15 protein-coding genes and 1 riboswitch are annotated in these 19,097 nt (G+C 37.4%); of the genes, 10 read left to right on the top strand and 5 right to left on the bottom strand.

Going from position 1 to position 19,097, the window contains the following annotated elements; genetic code table 11:
* Positions 1 to 68 precede the first annotated feature (68 nt).
* Both AC2SLN_RS10715 and AC2SLN_RS10710 read left to right on the top strand, forming a co-directional pair.
* Complete coding sequence (locus tag AC2SLN_RS10715; RefSeq protein ID WP_486549482.1) at positions 69 to 3,122, top strand: HsdM family class I SAM-dependent methyltransferase; 3,054 nt, start codon at positions 69 to 71, stop codon at positions 3,120 to 3,122.
* On the top strand, positions 3,123 to 3,740 hold the full coding sequence (locus AC2SLN_RS10710; RefSeq protein ID WP_486549483.1) for a hypothetical protein: 618 nt from the start codon (positions 3,123 to 3,125) through the stop codon (positions 3,738 to 3,740).
* 67 nt (positions 3,741 to 3,807) lie between these two features.
* Here the strand turns inward: AC2SLN_RS10710 and AC2SLN_RS10705 are convergent, their stop codons facing one another.
* Positions 3,808 to 4,020, bottom strand: coding sequence for a helix-turn-helix domain-containing protein (locus AC2SLN_RS10705; protein WP_486549484.1), 213 nt, complete (start codon positions 4,018 to 4,020; stop codon positions 3,808 to 3,810).
* Positions 4,021 to 4,107: 87 nt separating this feature from the next.
* Here AC2SLN_RS10705 and AC2SLN_RS10700 point away from each other — a divergent pair, with 87 nt between their 5' ends.
* Entirely contained in the window at positions 4,108 to 5,400 is a 1,293-nt protein-coding gene (locus tag AC2SLN_RS10700; RefSeq protein WP_486549485.1) for a hypothetical protein, read from the top strand.
* A 626-nt stretch (positions 5,401 to 6,026) separates the two neighbouring features.
* Positions 6,027 to 6,917, top strand: coding sequence for a fructose bisphosphate aldolase (locus tag AC2SLN_RS10695; protein ID WP_486549486.1), 891 nt, complete (start codon positions 6,027 to 6,029; stop codon positions 6,915 to 6,917).
* Positions 6,918 to 7,102: 185 nt separating this feature from the next.
* Here the strand turns inward: AC2SLN_RS10695 and thiC are convergent, their stop codons facing one another.
* Positions 7,103 to 9,130 (bottom strand): phosphomethylpyrimidine synthase ThiC, encoded by a 2,028-nt coding sequence (thiC, locus tag AC2SLN_RS10690; protein ID WP_486530231.1) that lies wholly within the window; start codon positions 9,128 to 9,130, stop codon positions 7,103 to 7,105.
* 197 nt (positions 9,131 to 9,327) lie between these two features.
* Positions 9,328 to 9,454, bottom strand: a riboswitch (TPP riboswitch).
* A gap of 132 nt (positions 9,455 to 9,586) precedes the next feature.
* The gene (locus tag AC2SLN_RS10685) at positions 9,587 to 9,949 is read right to left on the bottom strand and encodes a septal ring lytic transglycosylase RlpA family protein (protein WP_486530232.1); all 363 of its coding nucleotides are present in this window, start codon (positions 9,947 to 9,949) and stop codon (positions 9,587 to 9,589) included.
* A 736-nt stretch (positions 9,950 to 10,685) separates the two neighbouring features.
* Here AC2SLN_RS10685 and pstS point away from each other — a divergent pair.
* From pstS to phoU, 5 genes are all read left to right on the top strand, one after another.
* On the top strand, positions 10,686 to 11,864 hold the full coding sequence (gene pstS, locus AC2SLN_RS10680; RefSeq protein WP_486549487.1) for a phosphate ABC transporter substrate-binding protein PstS: 1,179 nt from the start codon (positions 10,686 to 10,688) through the stop codon (positions 11,862 to 11,864).
* 130 nt (positions 11,865 to 11,994) lie between these two features.
* On the top strand, positions 11,995 to 12,945 hold the full coding sequence (gene pstC, locus AC2SLN_RS10675; RefSeq protein ID WP_486549488.1) for a phosphate ABC transporter permease subunit PstC: 951 nt from the start codon (positions 11,995 to 11,997) through the stop codon (positions 12,943 to 12,945).
* Between the two features lie 81 nt (positions 12,946 to 13,026).
* Positions 13,027 to 13,944, top strand: a complete 918-nt coding sequence (gene pstA, locus AC2SLN_RS10670; RefSeq protein WP_486530235.1) for a phosphate ABC transporter permease PstA — start codon at positions 13,027 to 13,029, stop codon at positions 13,942 to 13,944.
* Between the two features lie 59 nt (positions 13,945 to 14,003).
* Positions 14,004 to 14,924 carry a phosphate ABC transporter ATP-binding protein PstB gene (pstB, locus tag AC2SLN_RS10665; protein ID WP_486549489.1) on the top strand — a complete coding sequence of 307 codons (921 nt, stop codon included), beginning with the start codon at positions 14,004 to 14,006 and terminating at the stop codon, positions 14,922 to 14,924.
* Between the two features lie 196 nt (positions 14,925 to 15,120).
* A complete protein-coding gene (gene phoU / locus AC2SLN_RS10660) occupies positions 15,121 to 15,870 on the top strand; it encodes a phosphate signaling complex protein PhoU (protein ID WP_486530237.1) in 750 nt (249 codons plus the stop codon).
* A gap of 122 nt (positions 15,871 to 15,992) precedes the next feature.
* On the opposite strand, the gene AC2SLN_RS10655 is transcribed toward phoU, so the two are convergent.
* Together AC2SLN_RS10655 and argH are read right to left on the bottom strand one after the other, a co-directional pair.
* Complete coding sequence (locus AC2SLN_RS10655) at positions 15,993 to 16,286, bottom strand: oxidative damage protection protein (protein WP_486549490.1); 294 nt, start codon at positions 16,284 to 16,286, stop codon at positions 15,993 to 15,995.
* Positions 16,287 to 16,342: 56 nt separating this feature from the next.
* Entirely contained in the window at positions 16,343 to 17,725 is a 1,383-nt protein-coding gene (gene argH / locus AC2SLN_RS10650; RefSeq protein WP_486549502.1) for an argininosuccinate lyase, read from the bottom strand.
* A gap of 129 nt (positions 17,726 to 17,854) precedes the next feature.
* Between argH and AC2SLN_RS10645 the strand changes: the two genes are divergently transcribed.
* Positions 17,855 to 19,048 carry a histidine kinase gene (locus tag AC2SLN_RS10645; protein WP_486549491.1) on the top strand — a complete coding sequence of 398 codons (1,194 nt, stop codon included), beginning with the start codon at positions 17,855 to 17,857 and terminating at the stop codon, positions 19,046 to 19,048.
* The last annotated feature ends 49 nt before the right edge of the window (positions 19,049 to 19,097 follow it).

Raw genomic sequence — 19,097 nt, 5'->3', positions numbered from 1 at the left:
GATACTAAAGTATATCAATGCTATGATAGAGGTTTGATTCCTTTTATATAGAATTTTCTGACACTACTATGCTAATCGATGCTGGAAAAAACTTAATAGCTTCTTTGGGCTTTGATAGAGCGACGCCTGTTCATTCAAATGAGTGTACGGAAAGTGAAGCTATCGTTTTAAATCAGGTCAAAGATTTAAATGTAGATTTAGTATATTTCAATACTGATGAGAACGGCTCTAGCTATCCAGCTATTTTCCTAAAAGAAGTATCTACATTCGATTCCGGCAAGTTAAGCGAAATTGCTGAAATACAAAAAGATATTTGGAATTACAAGAAAGTTTTATTCTTGTATGTATTTTCTGACACTGAGATTCGTATTTATAATTGTGCAGGAAAGCCAATTATAAAAGCACAACAAACTGATTATGAAATTGAACTAGAAGATTTAGAGATTGGAAAATACAGCTTAACCAATCAACAACATCTAGAAGAATTGAGTAAAATCTTCTCTAGAGTTGCAATAGATACTGGTATTGTCTGGACATTGGAAGAAGCTGAAAAGATTCGTAAAAAAATCGACTTGCAACGTCGAGTTGATAGGTATTTAGTTGATAGTCTTGTAGAGGCTACGAAGCAACTTGAAGCGTATGGATTGTCAAAAGATTTAATCCATACGCTTATTTTACGTTCACTTTTCTTGTTGTATCTTGAAGACCGTGGTGCTACTGATGATAGTTTCTATCAGCAAATTAATCAGGATGCAACATGCTATTTTGATATTCTACAAAATGTAGAAGACACTTATTATCTATACCGAAAGCTAGAAAAACATTTCAACGGTAATGTATTTACTATCAAAGCAGATGAGATGAAGCTGGTTACTAAAGAACAGCTTGATGTTATTCGTAAGTGCTTTATTAGTGGCAATGAAGATACTGCGCAAGTTGATTTATTCTCTGAATGGCGTTTATTTGACTTCAGTATTATTCAAATAGAACTTTTGAGTGAAATATATGAGCGTTTTCTATTAGAATCGAATCCAGAGCAAAAAAAGCAGACAGGAACATTTTATACGCCTCCAGCTTTAGTTGAGTTTATTCTCAATGAAAAACTTCCAATTACTAAATCTTACACTGACTATAATGTCAAAGTTCTTGATCCCAGCTGCGGTTCAGGAATTTTTTTGGTTGAAAGCTTTAAACGCCTTGTAAAACGTTATGAAAATCAGCATGGTGAAAGACTTTCTGATTTTGAACAGCTTAAAAAACTATTAACAGAAAATATTTTTGGTATAGAGATAGAACCACAGTCAATCCGAGTAGCAGCTTTTAGTTTATATCTAGCTTTGGTCGACTTCCTAGATCCAAAAACTATTTGGCAAACAGAAAGTCATTTGTTACCTAATTTAATTAACGATCCAAATGATTCCACTCTAAAAGCTCAAGGAAATAACTTGTTTTGTAGAGATACAATCCGAGTTAACAAAGAGATTGAGAGTCAAGAATTTGATCTGATTGTTGGTAATCCACCTTTTGGCACAAAAAAGTTATTACCTTCAATACGCCAATACTGTGAAAAGTACAATTTTTCTAAAGAGATGGTCTTACCCTTTTTACATAAAGCAGTAAATCTCGCACCTCATGGAGAAATTGCACTTATTTTTAATACTAAGGTACTAACTAATACCAGTGGTACATCCAAAAATTTTAGACAATGGTTATTTAACGATTGTTATGTCGAAAAAGTTTTCAATTTTTCAATTCTGCGTAAGGTACCGAAAAGTTTTGGCGGACATTTATTTGGTAATGCTGTTGGACCTATTAGTATTGTTTACTATCAAAAACAAATCCCTGAAAACCCATCGTCAAGAATTGAATATATCGCGCCCAAAACTTATGTGAAATCGAATGTAATTGACGGTTTACAAATTGATAAGACTGATGTGAAGTATCTACCTAGAGAAGAATGCCAAAAACCCGATAGCAAAATATGGAAAATTGCTATGTGGGGTGGTGTGAAAGATTGGAAGTTGATAGAAAGTTTGTCCACTAGAACATCTTCTATGAAAGAATTTTTAGGAAATTCAAAGAATAAATGGCAAGTACCAAAAGTAGGGCTCCACGGAGATAAGAAACACCCTGATTTTATTCCTGAAAATATATTGAATGCACGTTTGATAGATAGGTATTACACCCCTAAATCTGCGTCTGAGGCTAATCTAAAAAAATTCAGATCTATAGATAAAGGAATATTTACACCACCCTTTGTTATTATGAAAAAGGGACAACATAAAAGGAGACTTGCCGCTTCTTATATTGATTATTTCTCTTATTGTACAACTGCCTGTTATGTGTTTAACGGTAGCGTAGATGAACGGGACAAGAAAATACTGGTTTGTATTCTTAACTCTAAGATAATGACATACTTATTATTTTTAACAAGCTCATCTTGGGGTATCGAGAGAGAGCAAATCTTCATGGATGAAGTTTTAGAAAGCCCAGCACTGATGCCATTGTTGAGTCCTGAAACAAAGACCTCGATTGAAAAAAAATTCAATGAAATTAAAGCTCTTAAAACCGATTTTCATTTAGCTAATAATCAACTTTCTGAAATAGAAAAATCAATAGACTCTATTTTAATATCTAATATATTTTTTGATTCAGAGGAAATAGAATTTATAATTAATGATAATCTAGCCTTCAATTTAGATTTATTTGAAAAACAGTCAGAATCTATTGCCTTATCTCCAGTAAAAAGAAGCCAAATAGAAGAGTATTCAAAGGTCATTGTAGATAGTTTGAATGCTTTTATTGAAGGTCAAAATTTATATGTGAATGCGACTGTTTTTGATATTAGCAACTATAGCCCACTAATGATGGTAAAGTTATCATTTTCTACAGAAAAAGAGAAAATACAATTTTCCAATGAGAATGTATCAGCTCAGTTAAAACGATTAGATGAAAAGCTTTGGGAAGAAAAGGCGAGTAATATTTATGTTAGAAAAATATTAAACTATAAATCAGATGATGAAATTTTTATTATTCGTCCAAACCAACGTCGATTTTGGTCAAAATCTATGGCAATGGAAGATGGTTCCAATTTAATACTCGAAATAGTCAATGGAGTTTAAATGGCACTATCAACAAATATTCAGAATGTATTTAAAACAACTCTTAGAATTAAATTTGAAGAAGGCTGTTTCAAACTAATTATAAACGCTTATCAACTAACGCTATCTGAAAAAGAATATCAATTAGACTGGGATGAGAATGATTTTAATGAACAAATATGTGAAAATATTCGACGTGATAAAACGTATATGACATCAAGTATTACCGTAGAAACTGAACATAAATTATTTAGCTCAGTAAAAAATAAATCTAAAGGTTTTGCCGACAAACTACCAAGAATTGATTTTGCTTTTCATGAATGGGGAAAGCTTGACTATAGACACTATATGGAAGCGAAACGTCTTAAAGAGAAAGATTCTAAGTTGAAGCGAGCTTATATCAATGAAGGTATGGAAAGATTTATTTCTCAAAAATACCCATTGGGAAATATGATCGGTTATCTTATTGAAGGCAATGAGCAGAAAACAATAGACGGAATTAATAAGTTGCTTACATCAGATGGTAGAGGCAAGGAAAACTTATTATCTAAAAGATATTCATTACATAGCAGTTATTATGAATCTGATAATCACACTAATATAGGTTTATTAAAACATATAATTCTAGATTTTACCTGATGGTTTGATGTGTTTTTTACAGCCTATAGTTAACTTGTCTTAGTATAGACCTTGTTAACATTATTCTCTATGAAATCAATTTATTAATATCTATTTCCAATGCATCACAAATCTCATAAACCTTTTTGAGCGTGACGTTCTTCTCGCCACGCTCAATATTCCCCATATAGCTACGGTCAATACCTGCTAATTCTGCAAGCTTCTCCTGTGATATACCTTTTGCTTTTCTAACCTCACGTACTCGTCGGCCAAAAGCTACGATGCGCTCATCCGTTGTCATGCTAATTAACCAATAATGAAAAATAGCATTATTCACATTGGTCAGTTACAATATCCACAGGATATAGTCGGTATTAGTGAGGAAGTTATGAAAACAGTAATAGAGTATCAACCCAATATTACGGATGAAAAAAAAGAAATTTGTAAGAAATACTGGTTGCGGGAGAAAGATAACAAAACCAGTTATGTGTTTACCTGTCAAAGTCTTAGTAAGGAATACGGGTTTAAGCATAGTGAAATAACTAACATAGTTAGAGACAACGCATCTCTTAAGGTGTTGAATTGTCAGTGTTTAGATTGTGGTATTACTAGTGAGTGTAAGACACGGTTTGAATTAACTAACTTGGATACAGACGATTGGCGTTGTGACGCATGTCTAAAGGCTTACAAGGAGCAGCAAGACAAAGAGTGGCGAGAATATCTTTTAGAGCAGGAGAGATTAGAACAAGAGAGAAAACAGGCTATTATTGATGGTCTTAATAACTATAGAGCAGAGCAGGAATGTGCTATACCTCCATTGGAGGAGCTGAGCTTGATTGATAAGCTTCTGCTGATGGCCATTGTTGAGAGCCTAGGTTCTGATAATTTAAAAACTACCTTATCATTAACAGATAATCTTGAAAGGCCCTTATCTCCTTTATATACAATGGATGAAACGATACTCGAGCATCTATTTAAAGCTAATATCTTACTACTGAATCCAATGGATAGCTTAGACTATGCAAATATTACTGAGTCTGGTAAGATTGATATAAATTTAGATTACTCTCAAGCTATCTTTGACTTTGCATATGATGCAAAAGACATAACCAGCCTAAGGGTCAAAGTTAAAGAGCAAAAGACCGTTAACGATCTGGTCGATAACGTTGTGTTTAAAGATTGGTGTGAAAATATTCAGTTAGCGGAATGTGTTAGCTACCTTATCGAAAGGGCTAGAGTTAATGGGCTAACACCTCCATTAGGCGAGAAGATGATGAGTCTACTACAAGCATGCTTAACAAATTATTCGGTTGCTGAGCTTAGTCGTCTTATCTGGATGGCGGTTGAAAGTGCTTCTTCATACTCAAATAAGCCAAACATCACGAATAGGCATGCTTCAAACTCTATTTATACTATCCTTCTAGGCAATATAGATAAGGTTTCAAATGGTGTATGGAAACGTAAGGCGTTCAGTCGTGATACTAATTTAACTGAATCAGCTATCGCAAAAGTATTTTTTGATGATGTGTTTAAAGTGCATGATGGTAGCTTCAAATATAGACTCGATGAGTTATTTGAAAGCTTAAGGGTTAAGCAATTATCAAAAGAAAGTAGTTATTTGACTTTAGGTAGTGATAAAGAGATTAATAAGTCTTTGACCTTGAAGCTGCAGATCAGCTAACGATAAATTTGCTTGTCAAACTATTAGAAGGTCAGGTATTTGATAATACCTGATCTTCTACGTGACTTTACCTTTCTAAGTACTAATCTAAGCAGTGAGAGCAGTTCATATCTGACTCTCTCAGTATGAAACTTTATTACTCCAAATTGTAACAAACTGCTGTGGTAAATAGCATTCAGTATGATACTTTATTATTTTTCACTCAAAATTCGAGGTAATAAAATCAAGGGTTTAGCTTAACTTCAGTATGAATCTTTATTACTCGCTGACATTAGTAAGCCATATTTACCAAGTTTAAAACAGTCATTTTGTTTAAATTATTGTGTATTATGGCTTGTGCTCATTTGAAGTAATGTACATTTTACGGGTTAACAACGTCTAAATAGTGTCTGCTCTGTAGCTAACATGACACTACTTTCTTCGAAAGCATGCGTGCTTGACGATAATGTATCCCATTGTGACCTTCATAATTTAAATGAAGGCACATTCTAACAAGTAGAGTAGAGAATTTGTCATCAACATGTGTTAACTTTAGCAAAAGAAAAATTCGCATTAGCTAGCCAATCAAAAATAGTATTAAATTTTTTGTATTTTAATTACTCTCCTTTTAATTATAGGAAAACATTATGAGTTATCAAAAACAACTAGAAAGAATAAAAAATGACACTGGTTTCATTGCTGCGTTGGATCAAAGTGGGGGTAGTACACCGAAAGCGTTACGTATGTATGGTGTGGAAGAAAATGAATACGAAAATGATGACCAGATGTTTGCTAAAGTTCATGAAATGCGTACACGCATCATGACTTGTGAGTGTTTCGATAGTCAGCGTGTACTCGGTGCTATTTTGTTTGAAGATACGATGGATCGTGAAGTCAACGGTAAGCCAACTGCTAACTTTCTTTGGGAAGAAAAAAATATCGTACCGTTTTTAAAGGTAGATAAAGGGTTGGCTGAAGAGATGGATGGGGTTCAGCTTATGAAACCTATTCCTAACCTAAGTGCGCTGTTAGAGAAAGCTAAAAACTATCCTATTTTTGGTACTAAAATGCGTTCAGTAATACATACCGACTCACAAAGTGGTATTGAAAAAGTGGTTCAACAACAGTTTGATGTGGCTAAACAGATTTTATCTGAAGGCTTTATGCCAATAGTTGAGCCAGAAGTAAATATTGAAAGCGATAAAAAACTGCAAAGCGAAGTGTTATTGAAAAAAGAGATTTTACGTAATCTTGAACGTTTAGAGGATGACCAACAAATCATGTTAAAGCTGACTTTACCTGAAGAAGCGGGTTTTTATAAAGAGTTGGTTGATCATCCAAAAGTACTTAAAGTTGTGGCACTTTCGGGCGGATATAGCCGAGATGAAGCGTGTGATCGTTTAAAACAAAACCCAGGTATGATTGCCAGCTTCTCCCGTGCTTTTACCGAAGGATTATCTAAAGGTCAGACAGATCAAGAGTTCTCAGACACGATAAATGCTTCAATTGAAAAAATATATACCGCATCTAAAGTTTAATTTTAACTCAAGTGGTTTTTTTTAAAATTAAGCACAGTAATTTAAGTTTTTTTAACTGTATATTCTTTCAACTATATTTGTGTTTAACCATAACCTATTGCAAAAAAGCTTGAATCTTAAGATTCAAGCTTTTTTGGTTTATACCTTAGTTTGACTAAGGTCATATGCTTAAGTGGGATCAACCGTTAAACTTCTTTATAAAGCTGACGGCCCTCAGTATGATACTTTTTCGTCATCTCCTCCATCCCTTTTTGAACTTCTTCAAAACTAGCTTCACCAACTTGACCTACTAGCTCCGTATCTACCTCTTTTATCAGATGGGCTTCATCTTTCAGGTCACCAGAGCTTGGCGTTACAGGTTTTTTTAGACCAGCAGCATATTCACGTACATTTTGAGTGATTTTCATTGAACAGAACTTAGGCCCACACATTGAGCAAAAATGTGCCGATTTATGCGCGTCTTTAGGTAACGTCTCATCATGGTATTCACGAGCTGTATCTGGGTCCAAAGCTAAATTGAACTGATCATCCCAGCGGAACTCAAATCGGGCTTTAGACAACGCATTGTCTCGAGCCTGAGCGCCTGGATGACCTTTAGCTAAGTCAGCTGCATGGGCGGCAATTTTGTAAGTAATGATGCCATCTTTAACGTCCTTCTTATTTGGTAAGCCTAAATGCTCTTTTGGGGTAACATAGCAAAGCATTGCCGTACCAAACCAACCAATCATGGCGGCTCCGATTGCACTAGTAATGTGGTCGTAACCCGGGGCAATATCGGTGGTTAATGGTCCAAGCGTGTAGAAAGGCGCTTCATGACAAATTTCAAGTTGCAGATCCATATTCTCTTTAATACGGTTCATGGCAACATGGCCTGGGCCCTCAATCATAACCTGTACATCATGTTTCCACGCCACTTGAGTCAGCTCGCCAAGCGTACGCAGTTCACCAAATTGCGCATCATCATTTGCGTCTTGAATACAGCCAGGACGCAGACCATCGCCTAAACTAAATGCCACATCATACTGTTTCATGATTTCGCAAATATCTTCAAAATGCGTATACAAGAAACTTTCTTTATGATGCGCTAGACACCACTGCGCCATAATAGAGCCACCACGAGACACAATCCCAGTTAAGCGTTTGGCCGTTAAGGGTACATAGCGAAGTAGTACGCCCGCATGAATCGTAAAGTAATCCACACCTTGCTCGGCTTGCTCAATAAGTGTATCGCGGAATATCTCCCACGTTAGATCCTCAGCAACACCGTCTACTTTTTCTAATGCTTGATAAATAGGTACGGTGCCAATAGGAACGGGGGAGTTTCGGATAATCCATTCACGGGTTTCATGAATATGTTTGCCCGTTGACAAATCCATGATGGTATCGCCACCCCAACGTGTTGCCCAAGTCATTTTTGCGACTTCTTCATCAATGTTTGAGCTAAGCGCCGAGTTACCAATGTTCGCATTGATTTTAACCAAGAAGTTACGTCCGATAATCATTGGCTCAGATTCAGGGTGGTTAATATTATTAGGAATAATGGCGCGGCCTGCTGCTACCTCATCACGCACAAATTCTGGTGTGATGATTTTAGGCGTATTAGCCCCAAAAGTTTCACCTTCATGTTGACGCATGTCAGTGAGTTCATGCTGCTTTTGGGTTTCACGAATGGCGATATATTCCATCTCAGGCGTAATAATACCCTGACGTGCATAGTGCATTTGAGTAACATTGCGCCCAGCTTTAGCACGGCGTGGTTTATCAATATGGGAAAATCGGAGGTTAGCTGTCTTAATATCGCTGGCCCGCTCACGGCCATAACGACTGGATAGGCCTTCTAAAATCTCAGTATCACCGCGCTCTTCAATCCAGCCTTCTCGAAGTTTAGGCAATCCCTTCGTTAAGTCAATATCTACATTCGGATCGGTATAGGCCCCTGAGGTGTCATACACATAAAAAGGTGGATTTTTCTCACCATTCTCAAGGCCGAAACCACCAGTAGGCGTATCCGTAAGCGTAATCTCACGCATAGGTACTTGGATATCGGGACGCGATCCTTCGATATAAACTTTTTTTGAGGCAGGCAGATTGCGAGTTAGATCGCGTGCCTCTTCATCAAAGCGGGCATCTTTTGAAGAGCGATGGGCAGGCGTTTTAATTGTCTTATCTTTTATAGGGTTATCATTAGCGGCTATGGTAGATTGCATGGTCATGGCGTAGTCCTATTTCTATTATTATTGGCAAGTGCCAAATTACTGTTGAAACAGTCAAATAAAAACGACTCGGCTGACAGTGCACACACCCTTAATATTGCTAGTTAATAATAACTAACCCCTATTATAGCTTAACCTGACTCTCATTGGTGTAGAGGCTAGTGGGGATAAAATTATAACTATCTAACAGAAATTAAGGAAGTTTAAGGTGACTTTCCTACGACGGTATTAACCGTATCAGGTTCAACGGGTGATGTCTCAGCGATTAAATCAATTATTAGTGAAACGCTAATAATTGATTTAATCGCACCCCGAGTCGATATTATATCAATACTATACTAGCAAAGTTTTATCGAAATACCTAATGGTAGGCAGTAATGAAGAATAAAGGTGGATTAAAAGGCTTAAGGCGGAGATTCATTGGCTTAATTTAGTTAATTATCTATTTTTTACTTTTTACTCTTTACGATATTTGCCATCTCCATGACTAAGTACCTCAACGCTTACTTTACATAAATTACATTTGAGAGCGAGATTCGCTTTTTTCGATAAGTCTATAACTCGACCTGGTGTAAATGGACCACGGTCATTAATCTTAACAACAACTGACTTTTTGTTTTTCAAGTTAGTCACTTTTACTTTAGAACCAAAAGGCAGAGATTTATGTGCAGCAGTCATCGAATACATGTTGTATATTGCCCCTGACGCCGTTCTTTTGCCATGGAAGCCAGGTCCGTACCAAGAGGCCAGTCCCGCATTTGCAGGAATACTGAGCAAAATGGCTGACGCAACAGCGAATGGCTTGAGAAGTTTCTTCATGGGTATAGCCTTTTATCTGTTAATATTTAGACGAAACATTCCTAAGAATATTTTGAGTTTAGAATAACAAACAGTAAAACAGCGAAGTACGATTATAACTTATTTTGAACTAATTTGTTTTGAACTAATTTTCTGACAGTGTAGCCTATATTAAAAGTAATGACCCTTTATGTCTTAGGAGTTTGTATCGTGTATCATTTGTTACTGTGAAGATAGACGCTGATGAATACGCGCATGTTTAAATCTGCGCGTGAAATAGAAGACAGATGAACCCGCCTCTTTACCATCAAAATATTTCTATAATGTTACACTGAAAAACAAGCTTTATACCCAATTATTAACCCACATTTACTATATCAAAAGCTAGAGTTGAGCCCACAGAGCCCTTAGAGGAATAAGGTTTAGCGGTGCTTTTGAGCCAACTAAAAATTAATATATAAAATGTTTTAAGCTATTAATGTTTTCTCAATCTTTCTTGGCATTTTTTAGTGTCATTAACTTTGGTTACAAGGTTTTAACAAAAAACGCTTCATTTCATCAAACTGTCATATTAAAACGTCAAAATGTGCTCAATATCAATAGGGCATAGAAGAATACTGTTATTAACAGTGCGTTCATTAATTATTGTTTAATGACAATATATGATCCTAATACCAGTCATTCGTAGATGTGTTTTTAGTCCCATTACTCATAACAATCATCATATTCATAACTAATTAACTCTTTAGGAGAGACCATGCGTTATTCATTATTGGCAGTAGCAGTAGCAAGTGTATTAACCTTAGCTGCTTGCGATAAAAAAACTGATGACACCGCAACAACTGGTGAAACACAAGCAAACACTACTGAGACTACAGTACCGGCTGAGAATACTACTGGTTCGTCAGCCACTGGTAGCACGGAAAGCTATAAAGATATAGAAGGCGTAGAAATGAACATCAGTGGTGCTGGTGCTTCATTCCCAGCGCCTATTTATCAAAAGTGGTCTGCTGACTTCCAAAGTGCAACTGGAGGCCAAGTAAATTATAACTCTATTGGTTCGTCTGGTGGTGTTAAACAAATTAAAGCTAAAACTGTAGACTTTGGTGCTTCAGATAAACCACTTAAGCCAGAAGAATTAAAAGAAGCGGGTTTGATTCAGTTCCCAACAGTAATTGGTGGTGTTGTACCAGTTGTTAACGTTGAAGGTGTAGAGCCAGGTAAACTTGTATTAAGTGGTAAAGTACTTGCTGATATCTACTTAGGTAAAATCACTAAATGGAATGATCCTGCAATTGTTGCATTAAATGAAGGTCTCAAACTCCCTGATTCTAAAATTACCACGGTTCATCGTTCTGACGGTTCAGGCACTACTTTTAACTTCACTTATTATTTAAACGAAGTTTCAGGAGATTGGTCTGCTGTGGGCGTTGATAAGAGTGTTGAATGGCCAACTGATAAATTAGGTACTGGAGTTGGCGGAAAAGGTAACGAAGGCGTAGCGGGTATGGTTGAACAGGCCCCTAACTCAATTGGTTATGTTGAGTATGCTTATGCTAAGCAGAACGATATGTCTTATGCTGCTATGGTTAACGCTGCAGGTAATACCGTTCTACCTTCTGCTGAATCATTTGCTGAATCTGGTAATGTTGACTGGTCGAAAGCTGAAGGTTTCTATAAAGTTATCGCTAATTCTGAAACTGAAAATGCATGGCCGATTGCTGCTGCAACGTTCATTCTAGTTCATAAAAACCCACAAAACCCAGAGAAAGTTGCTGGTGTCCTTAACTTCTTTAACTGGGCATATAACGAAGGTGATCAAGCTGCTTTAGACCTAGACTATGTACCATTCCCAGATGAAGCGGTTGCGTTGTTTAAAGAAGAGTGGAAGCAAGTAGTTGGTACTGATGGCAAACCAGTTTACACACCAAAATAATCTTTAGCTTGTTACCGTTAATGATTATTTAAACAATGGGCAAGTAAATGAAAGTTCATTTGCTTGCCTTTTTAATCTTATAAATGGCAAGAAAGTATTATCCTAAAAATAAAAATACGTTGGGGTTACAATGTCTGACTTACACGCTCAACTAGCAAAACAAAAAAGAAATGACTTCTTTTTTGTTAACTTGACAAAGTTCTTTGCATGGCTAGTATTGATATCTTTGGGCGGTATCATGATATCGCTGGCTATTGGTGCTTGGCCAAGTATCAAAGAATTTGGTTTTGGGTTTTATACCAGCTCAGATTGGAGTACAGTAAATGATGAATATGGTGCCTTAGCGCCTATTTACGGTACGATAGTCACATCGGTTATAGCGATTTTAATCGCTGTGCCCGTAAGTTTTGGTATTGCTATTTTCTTGACAGAGCTTTGCCCTGCATTCCTACGCAGGCCACTGGGTATTGCTATTGAGCTTTTAGCAGGTATTCCTTCAATTATTTATGGGATGTGGGGCTTTTTTGTATTGGCCCCTCTATTTGCCAAATACGTTCAGCCATTCATAATTGAATATTTTGGTCCTATACCTATGATAGGCAGCCTGTTTGGTGGACCGCCATTAGGGATTGGTGTCTTTACTGCTTCTTTAATTTTAGCAATCATGATTATCCCGTTTATTGCGGCAACCATGCGTGATGTTTTTTCAGTTGTGCCAGAATTATTAAAAGAGTCGGCATACGGTGCAGGCGCAACCACTTGGGAAGTGATGTACAAAATTATTCTGCCATACACTAAGGCAGGTGTTGTTGGCGGTATTATCCTTGGCTTGGGCCGTGCCCTCGGTGAAACAATGGCGGTCACTTTCTTGGTTGGTAACACCTATAATATTAACTCTAATTTATTTGGCTCAGGGGTAACGATTACATCATCCATTGCTAATGAATTTGCCGAAGCCTCAAGTGAAATGCATGTTGCCACATTACTGCATTTAGGCTTGATTCTATTTGTTATAACCTTTGTTGTTTTATCAATATCTAAAATAATGTTGTCACGAATTGATAAAAAGGCGGGTAACTAACTTATAGGGTATTAGTAAGTGGTTTTCGGATAATTGGCAGAGAATAGCAGATAATAATAGTTACTTGGCAGGAAACATATTATGACAACAAATCTAGGTTCAACATCAGTGTCAAAGAATTCAGCAAGCTCAATCAGCTTTGAGCAACGTATGAATAAGTCGTTGTATTCAAAACGCAAAATGTACAATGTCATCGGTCTTGTTTTTGCGATGTGTGCTATGGCGTTTGGCTTAATCTGGCTAGGTTGGATCTTGTTTGACCTACTACGTAACGGTATGGAGGCTATGATTACGATGCCTATCTTTACCGCTGATACACCACCCCCAAATTCAATTGGTGGTCTACGAAATGCGATTGTCGGCTCGTTTATGATTGCTGGTACTGGTCTAGTTATAGGCGCACCAGTCGGTTTATTAGCGGGTATTTATTTAGCAGAGTTTTCTCAAGGCTCATGGCTTGGCAAAGCGACACGCTTTATAAACGATATCCTGCTATCAGCACCTTCTATTGTTATTGGTTTGTTTATTTTTACATTAATGGTAAATAATCGCAGCTTCTCGGGGTGGGCAGGTGCTGTTGCATTATCACTTATTATCATCCCCGTTGTGGTGCGTAGTACTGAAACGATGCTTAATCTCGTGCCCAACCAGCTTCGTGAAGCTTCCTATGCCCTAGGTGCGCCTAAGTGGAAGGTAGTAACCTCTGTTACGATGAGTGCTGCTAAGACAGGTCTAATCACAGGTATTCTTTTAGGTTTCGCACGTATTACAGGTGAGACTGCACCTTTACTATTTACTGCATTGAACAATCGATTCTTTAGTTGGGATATGAGTAGTGCAATGGCCAACTTACCGATGACCATTTATCAATTTGCTGCAGCACCAGATGATACTCAAAATATGATTGCATGGGCAGGCGCTTTGTTAATTACCTTTTCAGTATTAGGTCTGAACATTATTGCTCGTATTATCGGCAGAGAAAAAAACAAAACTCGATAAATAAACTAGCACTCTTACTATAGATAATCACTTTTAAAAAGATATTAAAGGGTACCGTCATGACTGACACGTTAGAGAAAAAACCAGTGACTGAAAAAACTAAAGCAAATACCGGTAACGATACCAGCATTTTAGAAAAGCCGATGCAAACGGGTAATCAGCAAGAGCAACCTGATACTGCAACGTTTACTAAGCAAACAATTGCTGATTTGCCAGCTAATATGCCGCCAGCAAAAATGCAAATACGTGATTTAGATTTCTATTATGGTAATTTTAAAGCGCTTAAAGACATTAATATTGATATTCCTGAAAGAAATGTCACGGCTTTTATTGGTCCATCTGGTTGTGGTAAGTCAACTTTGTTACGCACTTTTAATCGCATGTACGACTTGTACCCTGGTATGCGTGCTGAGGGTAAAATTAATCTTGACGGTAAAAATATTTTAGCAAAAGATGTCGATGTTAACCTACTGCGTGCCCGTATAGGTATGGTATTTCAAAAGCCAACGCCATTTCCAATGTCAATTTACGATAATGTTGCGTTTGGTGTGCGCTTATATGAAAAGTTAAGCAAATCAGATCTAGAGGAACGGGTAGAGTGGGCGCTTAAAAAATCTGCTTTATGGCCTGAGGTAAAAGACAAGCTTAGAGCATCTGGGTTATCATTATCAGGGGGGCAGCAGCAGCGTTTATGTATCGCACGTGCTGTAGCCACTAAGCCTGAGGTATTATTACTTGATGAGCCAACCTCAGCGCTTGATCCAATCTCGACAGGTGCTATTGAAGATCTGATTGAAGACTTAAAGCATGATTACACCATTGCAATCGTAACGCATAACATGCAGCAAGCAGCCCGTGTATCTGATTATACCGCTTATATGTATTTGGGTGATATGGTTGAAATGGGCGAAACTGATCAAGTATTCACTAATCCATCGCAAAAAGCGACAGAGGACTATATTACTGGTCGTTATGGCTAGTTGTTTGCTGGTTATTGATACAAACTTATACTAGTGTGTGGTAAATAATGCCAGATAGTTGCATAAACAAGTGCAAATCTGGCATTGTTATTTTACAGTAGCCAATAATAAAACATTAAAAATATATGAGTTTGGATTAGACATAAATAATAAGTGCATTATCAAGATAATAAAAATATTATCAAGGAAAGTGACTATGATACTTGGCGAAAAGCACTCATCTAAAAGTTATAATAAAGATTTACAGCATTCAATCGATTTATTTATGGAAATGGGTCGCTTGGTTAGTGAGCAAGTTACCAAGGCTACTCATGCCTTAATAGACAGCAACGATGAGGTAGCCAATAAGGTAATTCAAGACGATACCCTGATTAATCAGATGGAAATAAAAATTGATGAACTGATTATTTTATTGGTGGCAAAGAGACAGCCAACTGCGATTGACTTACGCTTAGTTATGGCCTTAGCAAAAGGAGTGGTTGATCTAGAGCGTGTCGGTGATGAAGCTTCCAAAATTGCCCGTATGGCGCGTCAATTAATAAAAGATGGTGCCGCACCCGCACCCAGAGGTTATTCAGAAGTTCAACACTTGTCTAATCAAGTGCGTTTGATGTTACTGGATGCTTTAGACGCGTTTGGAAGAATGGATCCTGAGCAGGCATTATCCGTTTTACAAAGTGATGAAGGGGTTAATCTGGAGTATCAGTCTGCTAGTCGATCTTTAATGACCTATGTTATGGAAGACAGTCGACATGTATCTAAAGTCATTAACATTTTGTGGGTTTTGCGTGCTTTGGAGCGAGTAGGCGATCATGCGCGCAATATTGGAGAGTTAGTCATTTATTGTACAAGTGGTAAAGATATCCGGCATACCGATTTTTTAACAGTTGAGCAAGCAGTTCAACAAGCTTCTGAGAATATTGCCGCTCGCAAAGATGACGATTAATGCTTGCGATAAGAATATTGCAATTGGTATGAATTAGAAAAGGCTTGTTAGTAATTATACTAACAAGCCTTTTCTAATTCATACTGACTCATATTGTTGGTAGTGAATAAAACTAAGCCGTATTATTTATTTACAGGAGTCCAGCCTTGGGGGCGCTCATAATCAGTATTGTCTAAAAACTTCTCTCTTTGCTCTTTAAGAAATATCTTAGCTTCAGGATCTATCATACTGAGATGGTTCTCATTAATTAACATAGTTTGATGCTCAAGCCATTCATCCCATGCCTTTTTGGATACCGTGTTTTGAAGTTCCTCACCTAATTTATTTGGAAAGGGAGGCTTTTGCATTTTTGGCAAGTTTTGCTGATATTTTCGGCAAAATACCATATTAGATTTTGGATCAAAAGTAGCGGTCATTTTATTATCCTTTTTTATATAGCAAATCGTTAATTTCTTTTAAGATAACTATTTTATTATTTATAGTTTCTAAATTTATCTAAGCGTTGACGTCCACGACCTACAGCATTTAATACTTGGTTTGGTGCTGTGCCGCCAAGATGGTTACGTGCGGCAAGCGAGCCTTCTAAGGTAAGGTAATCAAAAACATCATCACCAATAGCACTACTAAATTGTTGTAGTTGTTCGAGTGATAATTCGCTCAGATCAACGCCCTCTTTTATACCCAGAGCCACCGCATTTCCCACAACTTCATGGGCATCACGAAACGCTACGCCTTGGCGCACTAAGTAATCAGCTAAATCGGTTGCCGTGGCATAGCCTTTCATGGTGGCAGCGCGCATATTACCCTTATTAGGAATTATATTAGGTAACATATCCCCAAAGGCAAGTAACGACCCTGTTAAGGTGTCAACACAATCAAATAATGGCTCTTTGTCCTCTTGATTGTCTTTGTTATATGCCAATGGCTGGTTTTTCATCAAGGTAAGCAGGGTTGTAAGCTGACCAAACACACGAGCTGCTTTACCACGAACAAGCTCAGGTACATCTGGATTCTTCTTCTGGGGCATAATAGAAGATCCAGTACAGAATCTATCTGGTATTTGTACAAAGTCAAATTGTGCTGACATCCATAAGATAATCTCTTCACTCATGCGTGATAAATGCATCATAAGGATAGCAGCCGCTGAGGTAAATTCAATGGCAAAGTCTCTATCAGACACAGCATCTAGTGAGTTTTGGCAGATACCTTCAAAATCTAATAGCTCGGCAGTTATAGTGCGATCAATAGGAAAGGTTGTACCAGCAAGTGCAGCACTGCCAAGTGGCATCTGATTTATACGGCGTCGCGCATCTATTAGACGCTCAGTATCACGATTTAGCATCTCAAACCAAGCCATGACATGATGCCCAAAGCTAACAGGCTGTGCAGTTTGCAGATGAGTGAATCCTGGCATAATGGTGTTGGTGTTCTGCTCAGCTAAATCTAATAAGCCTGACTGCAGGCGTACCAACAGTTCGATGATGTTATCGGTTTCTTCTCGTAACCATAAACGAATATCAGTAGCCACTTGGTCGTTACGGCTGCGTCCTGTATGTAATTTTTTCCCAACAGTACCAATCAAATCAGTTAAGCGAGACTCGATATTCATATGAACATCTTCAAGTGAAACTGACCACTCGAACTGCCCGTCATCAATCTCTTTTTGGACTTTTAGTAGTCCCTCAATAATAGTACTGACTTCGTCATTCGTTAATATATTACAGCGCCCAAGCATGGTCGCATGTGCAATGGATCCTGCAATATCATGCTTGGCAAAACGTCGGTCAAATCCTACGGATGCAGTAAAGGCTGCAACAAAGCTATCCGTGGCTTCACTAAAGCGACCACCCCACATTTGCTGTGTTTTGCCCTGCTGAGTAGCATCAGATGTGGTAGAATCAGCAGAGGTATTGTTATTATTCATATGGAAGAGCCTATATTAAGGGAGTAAGGTTTTGAATCTATTATTGAAGGTAATTGTTTTGTGAGTAAGTGGTGGCAATCATATAAAACTAAATCCCGTCAAAAATATAACAATGCCAGTATAGCAAAGGACGAGGTTGCCATGCTAGCTGAGCGATTGGAGTTTTTTGTCCCAAGGTTTAGTAATTGTTTTACGCTTCTTGAAGTTATCTTATATATCGCTGGTTTAACACTTTTCATTGTTGGATTAAAAGTAACTTGCCAAATTCATGGGCTAGGAATGGTCAGTTGGTATGAGACCATTAATTGGCAGACTTTGTGGGGCTTTTACGTATTGCATTTGTTTTCAATTATACTGACAACCGTACCCGCACTTTATTTAATCGATTCACAGCGAGAGACTTTAAAAACGCAAAAACTTTTCGTGGCATGTAGCAAACTAATAGCGACAATGATGTTTACTGGAGCATGCGCTATTATAACCGTTTTGTTTTTAGCTAAGCTCTTAGGCTTTTATTCGCTAACCATTAAAGGATTGCTTCTCGACATTTTGTTGTTTGAAATTTTTGTAATAATGAGTACAAGTGTTATCTTAGTCTACTATTGGCGTAACTACAAAGCTCTTCAAGCTTTACATTTATCTTTTGAGCAAAAGCTAGATAGACTTAATCAACACATTCAAGCTCGACTGGCACCGCATTTTTTATTTAATACATTAAATACCTTGTCGTCATTGATTGAAACCGATAGAGATGAAGCCAACGATATGTTGCAGCATGTCTCGCATTTAATGCGGACTACTTTTGATGAGCCAACTGAAAGCAGTTTAGAGGAAGAGCTAGAGATTTGTCGGCATTATTTAGCCATAGAGAGCTATCGTTTACAAGATAAGCTAACGGTAAAGTGGGATCTGCCTGATGAAGACATCCTCTATGATATGAGTATAACATCATTAACTTTGCAAACCGTGTTAGAGCAGACAGTTCTGCATGTGGTAGAGGCAACTACAGAACCCGTATACATCTGTATTGAGATTAAGTGGGAAAATCATATTGTTAATATTCAGGTATCAGCGACAACATCAAAAAATGTTTTGATTGATCATTATGACGTTGCCAATCGAATTAATTTTCGGGTTCAAGAAAATTATTTACAAGCGCACTTTGGTGAATCAGCTAACATTACGATGAAATGCAAAACTCATGAAGTTATCAGTACTATTTGTTATAAATTGCACGATGCACTGGTCAGCTAAGACTGTGGCTTTTATTTAATTCACAGCATAGTGATGAATAAAATTATAT

The sequence above is a fragment of the Psychrobacter sp. CX90 genome, assembly GCF_057396305.2.
This window is presented reverse-complemented; position numbering and strand designations above follow the sequence as displayed.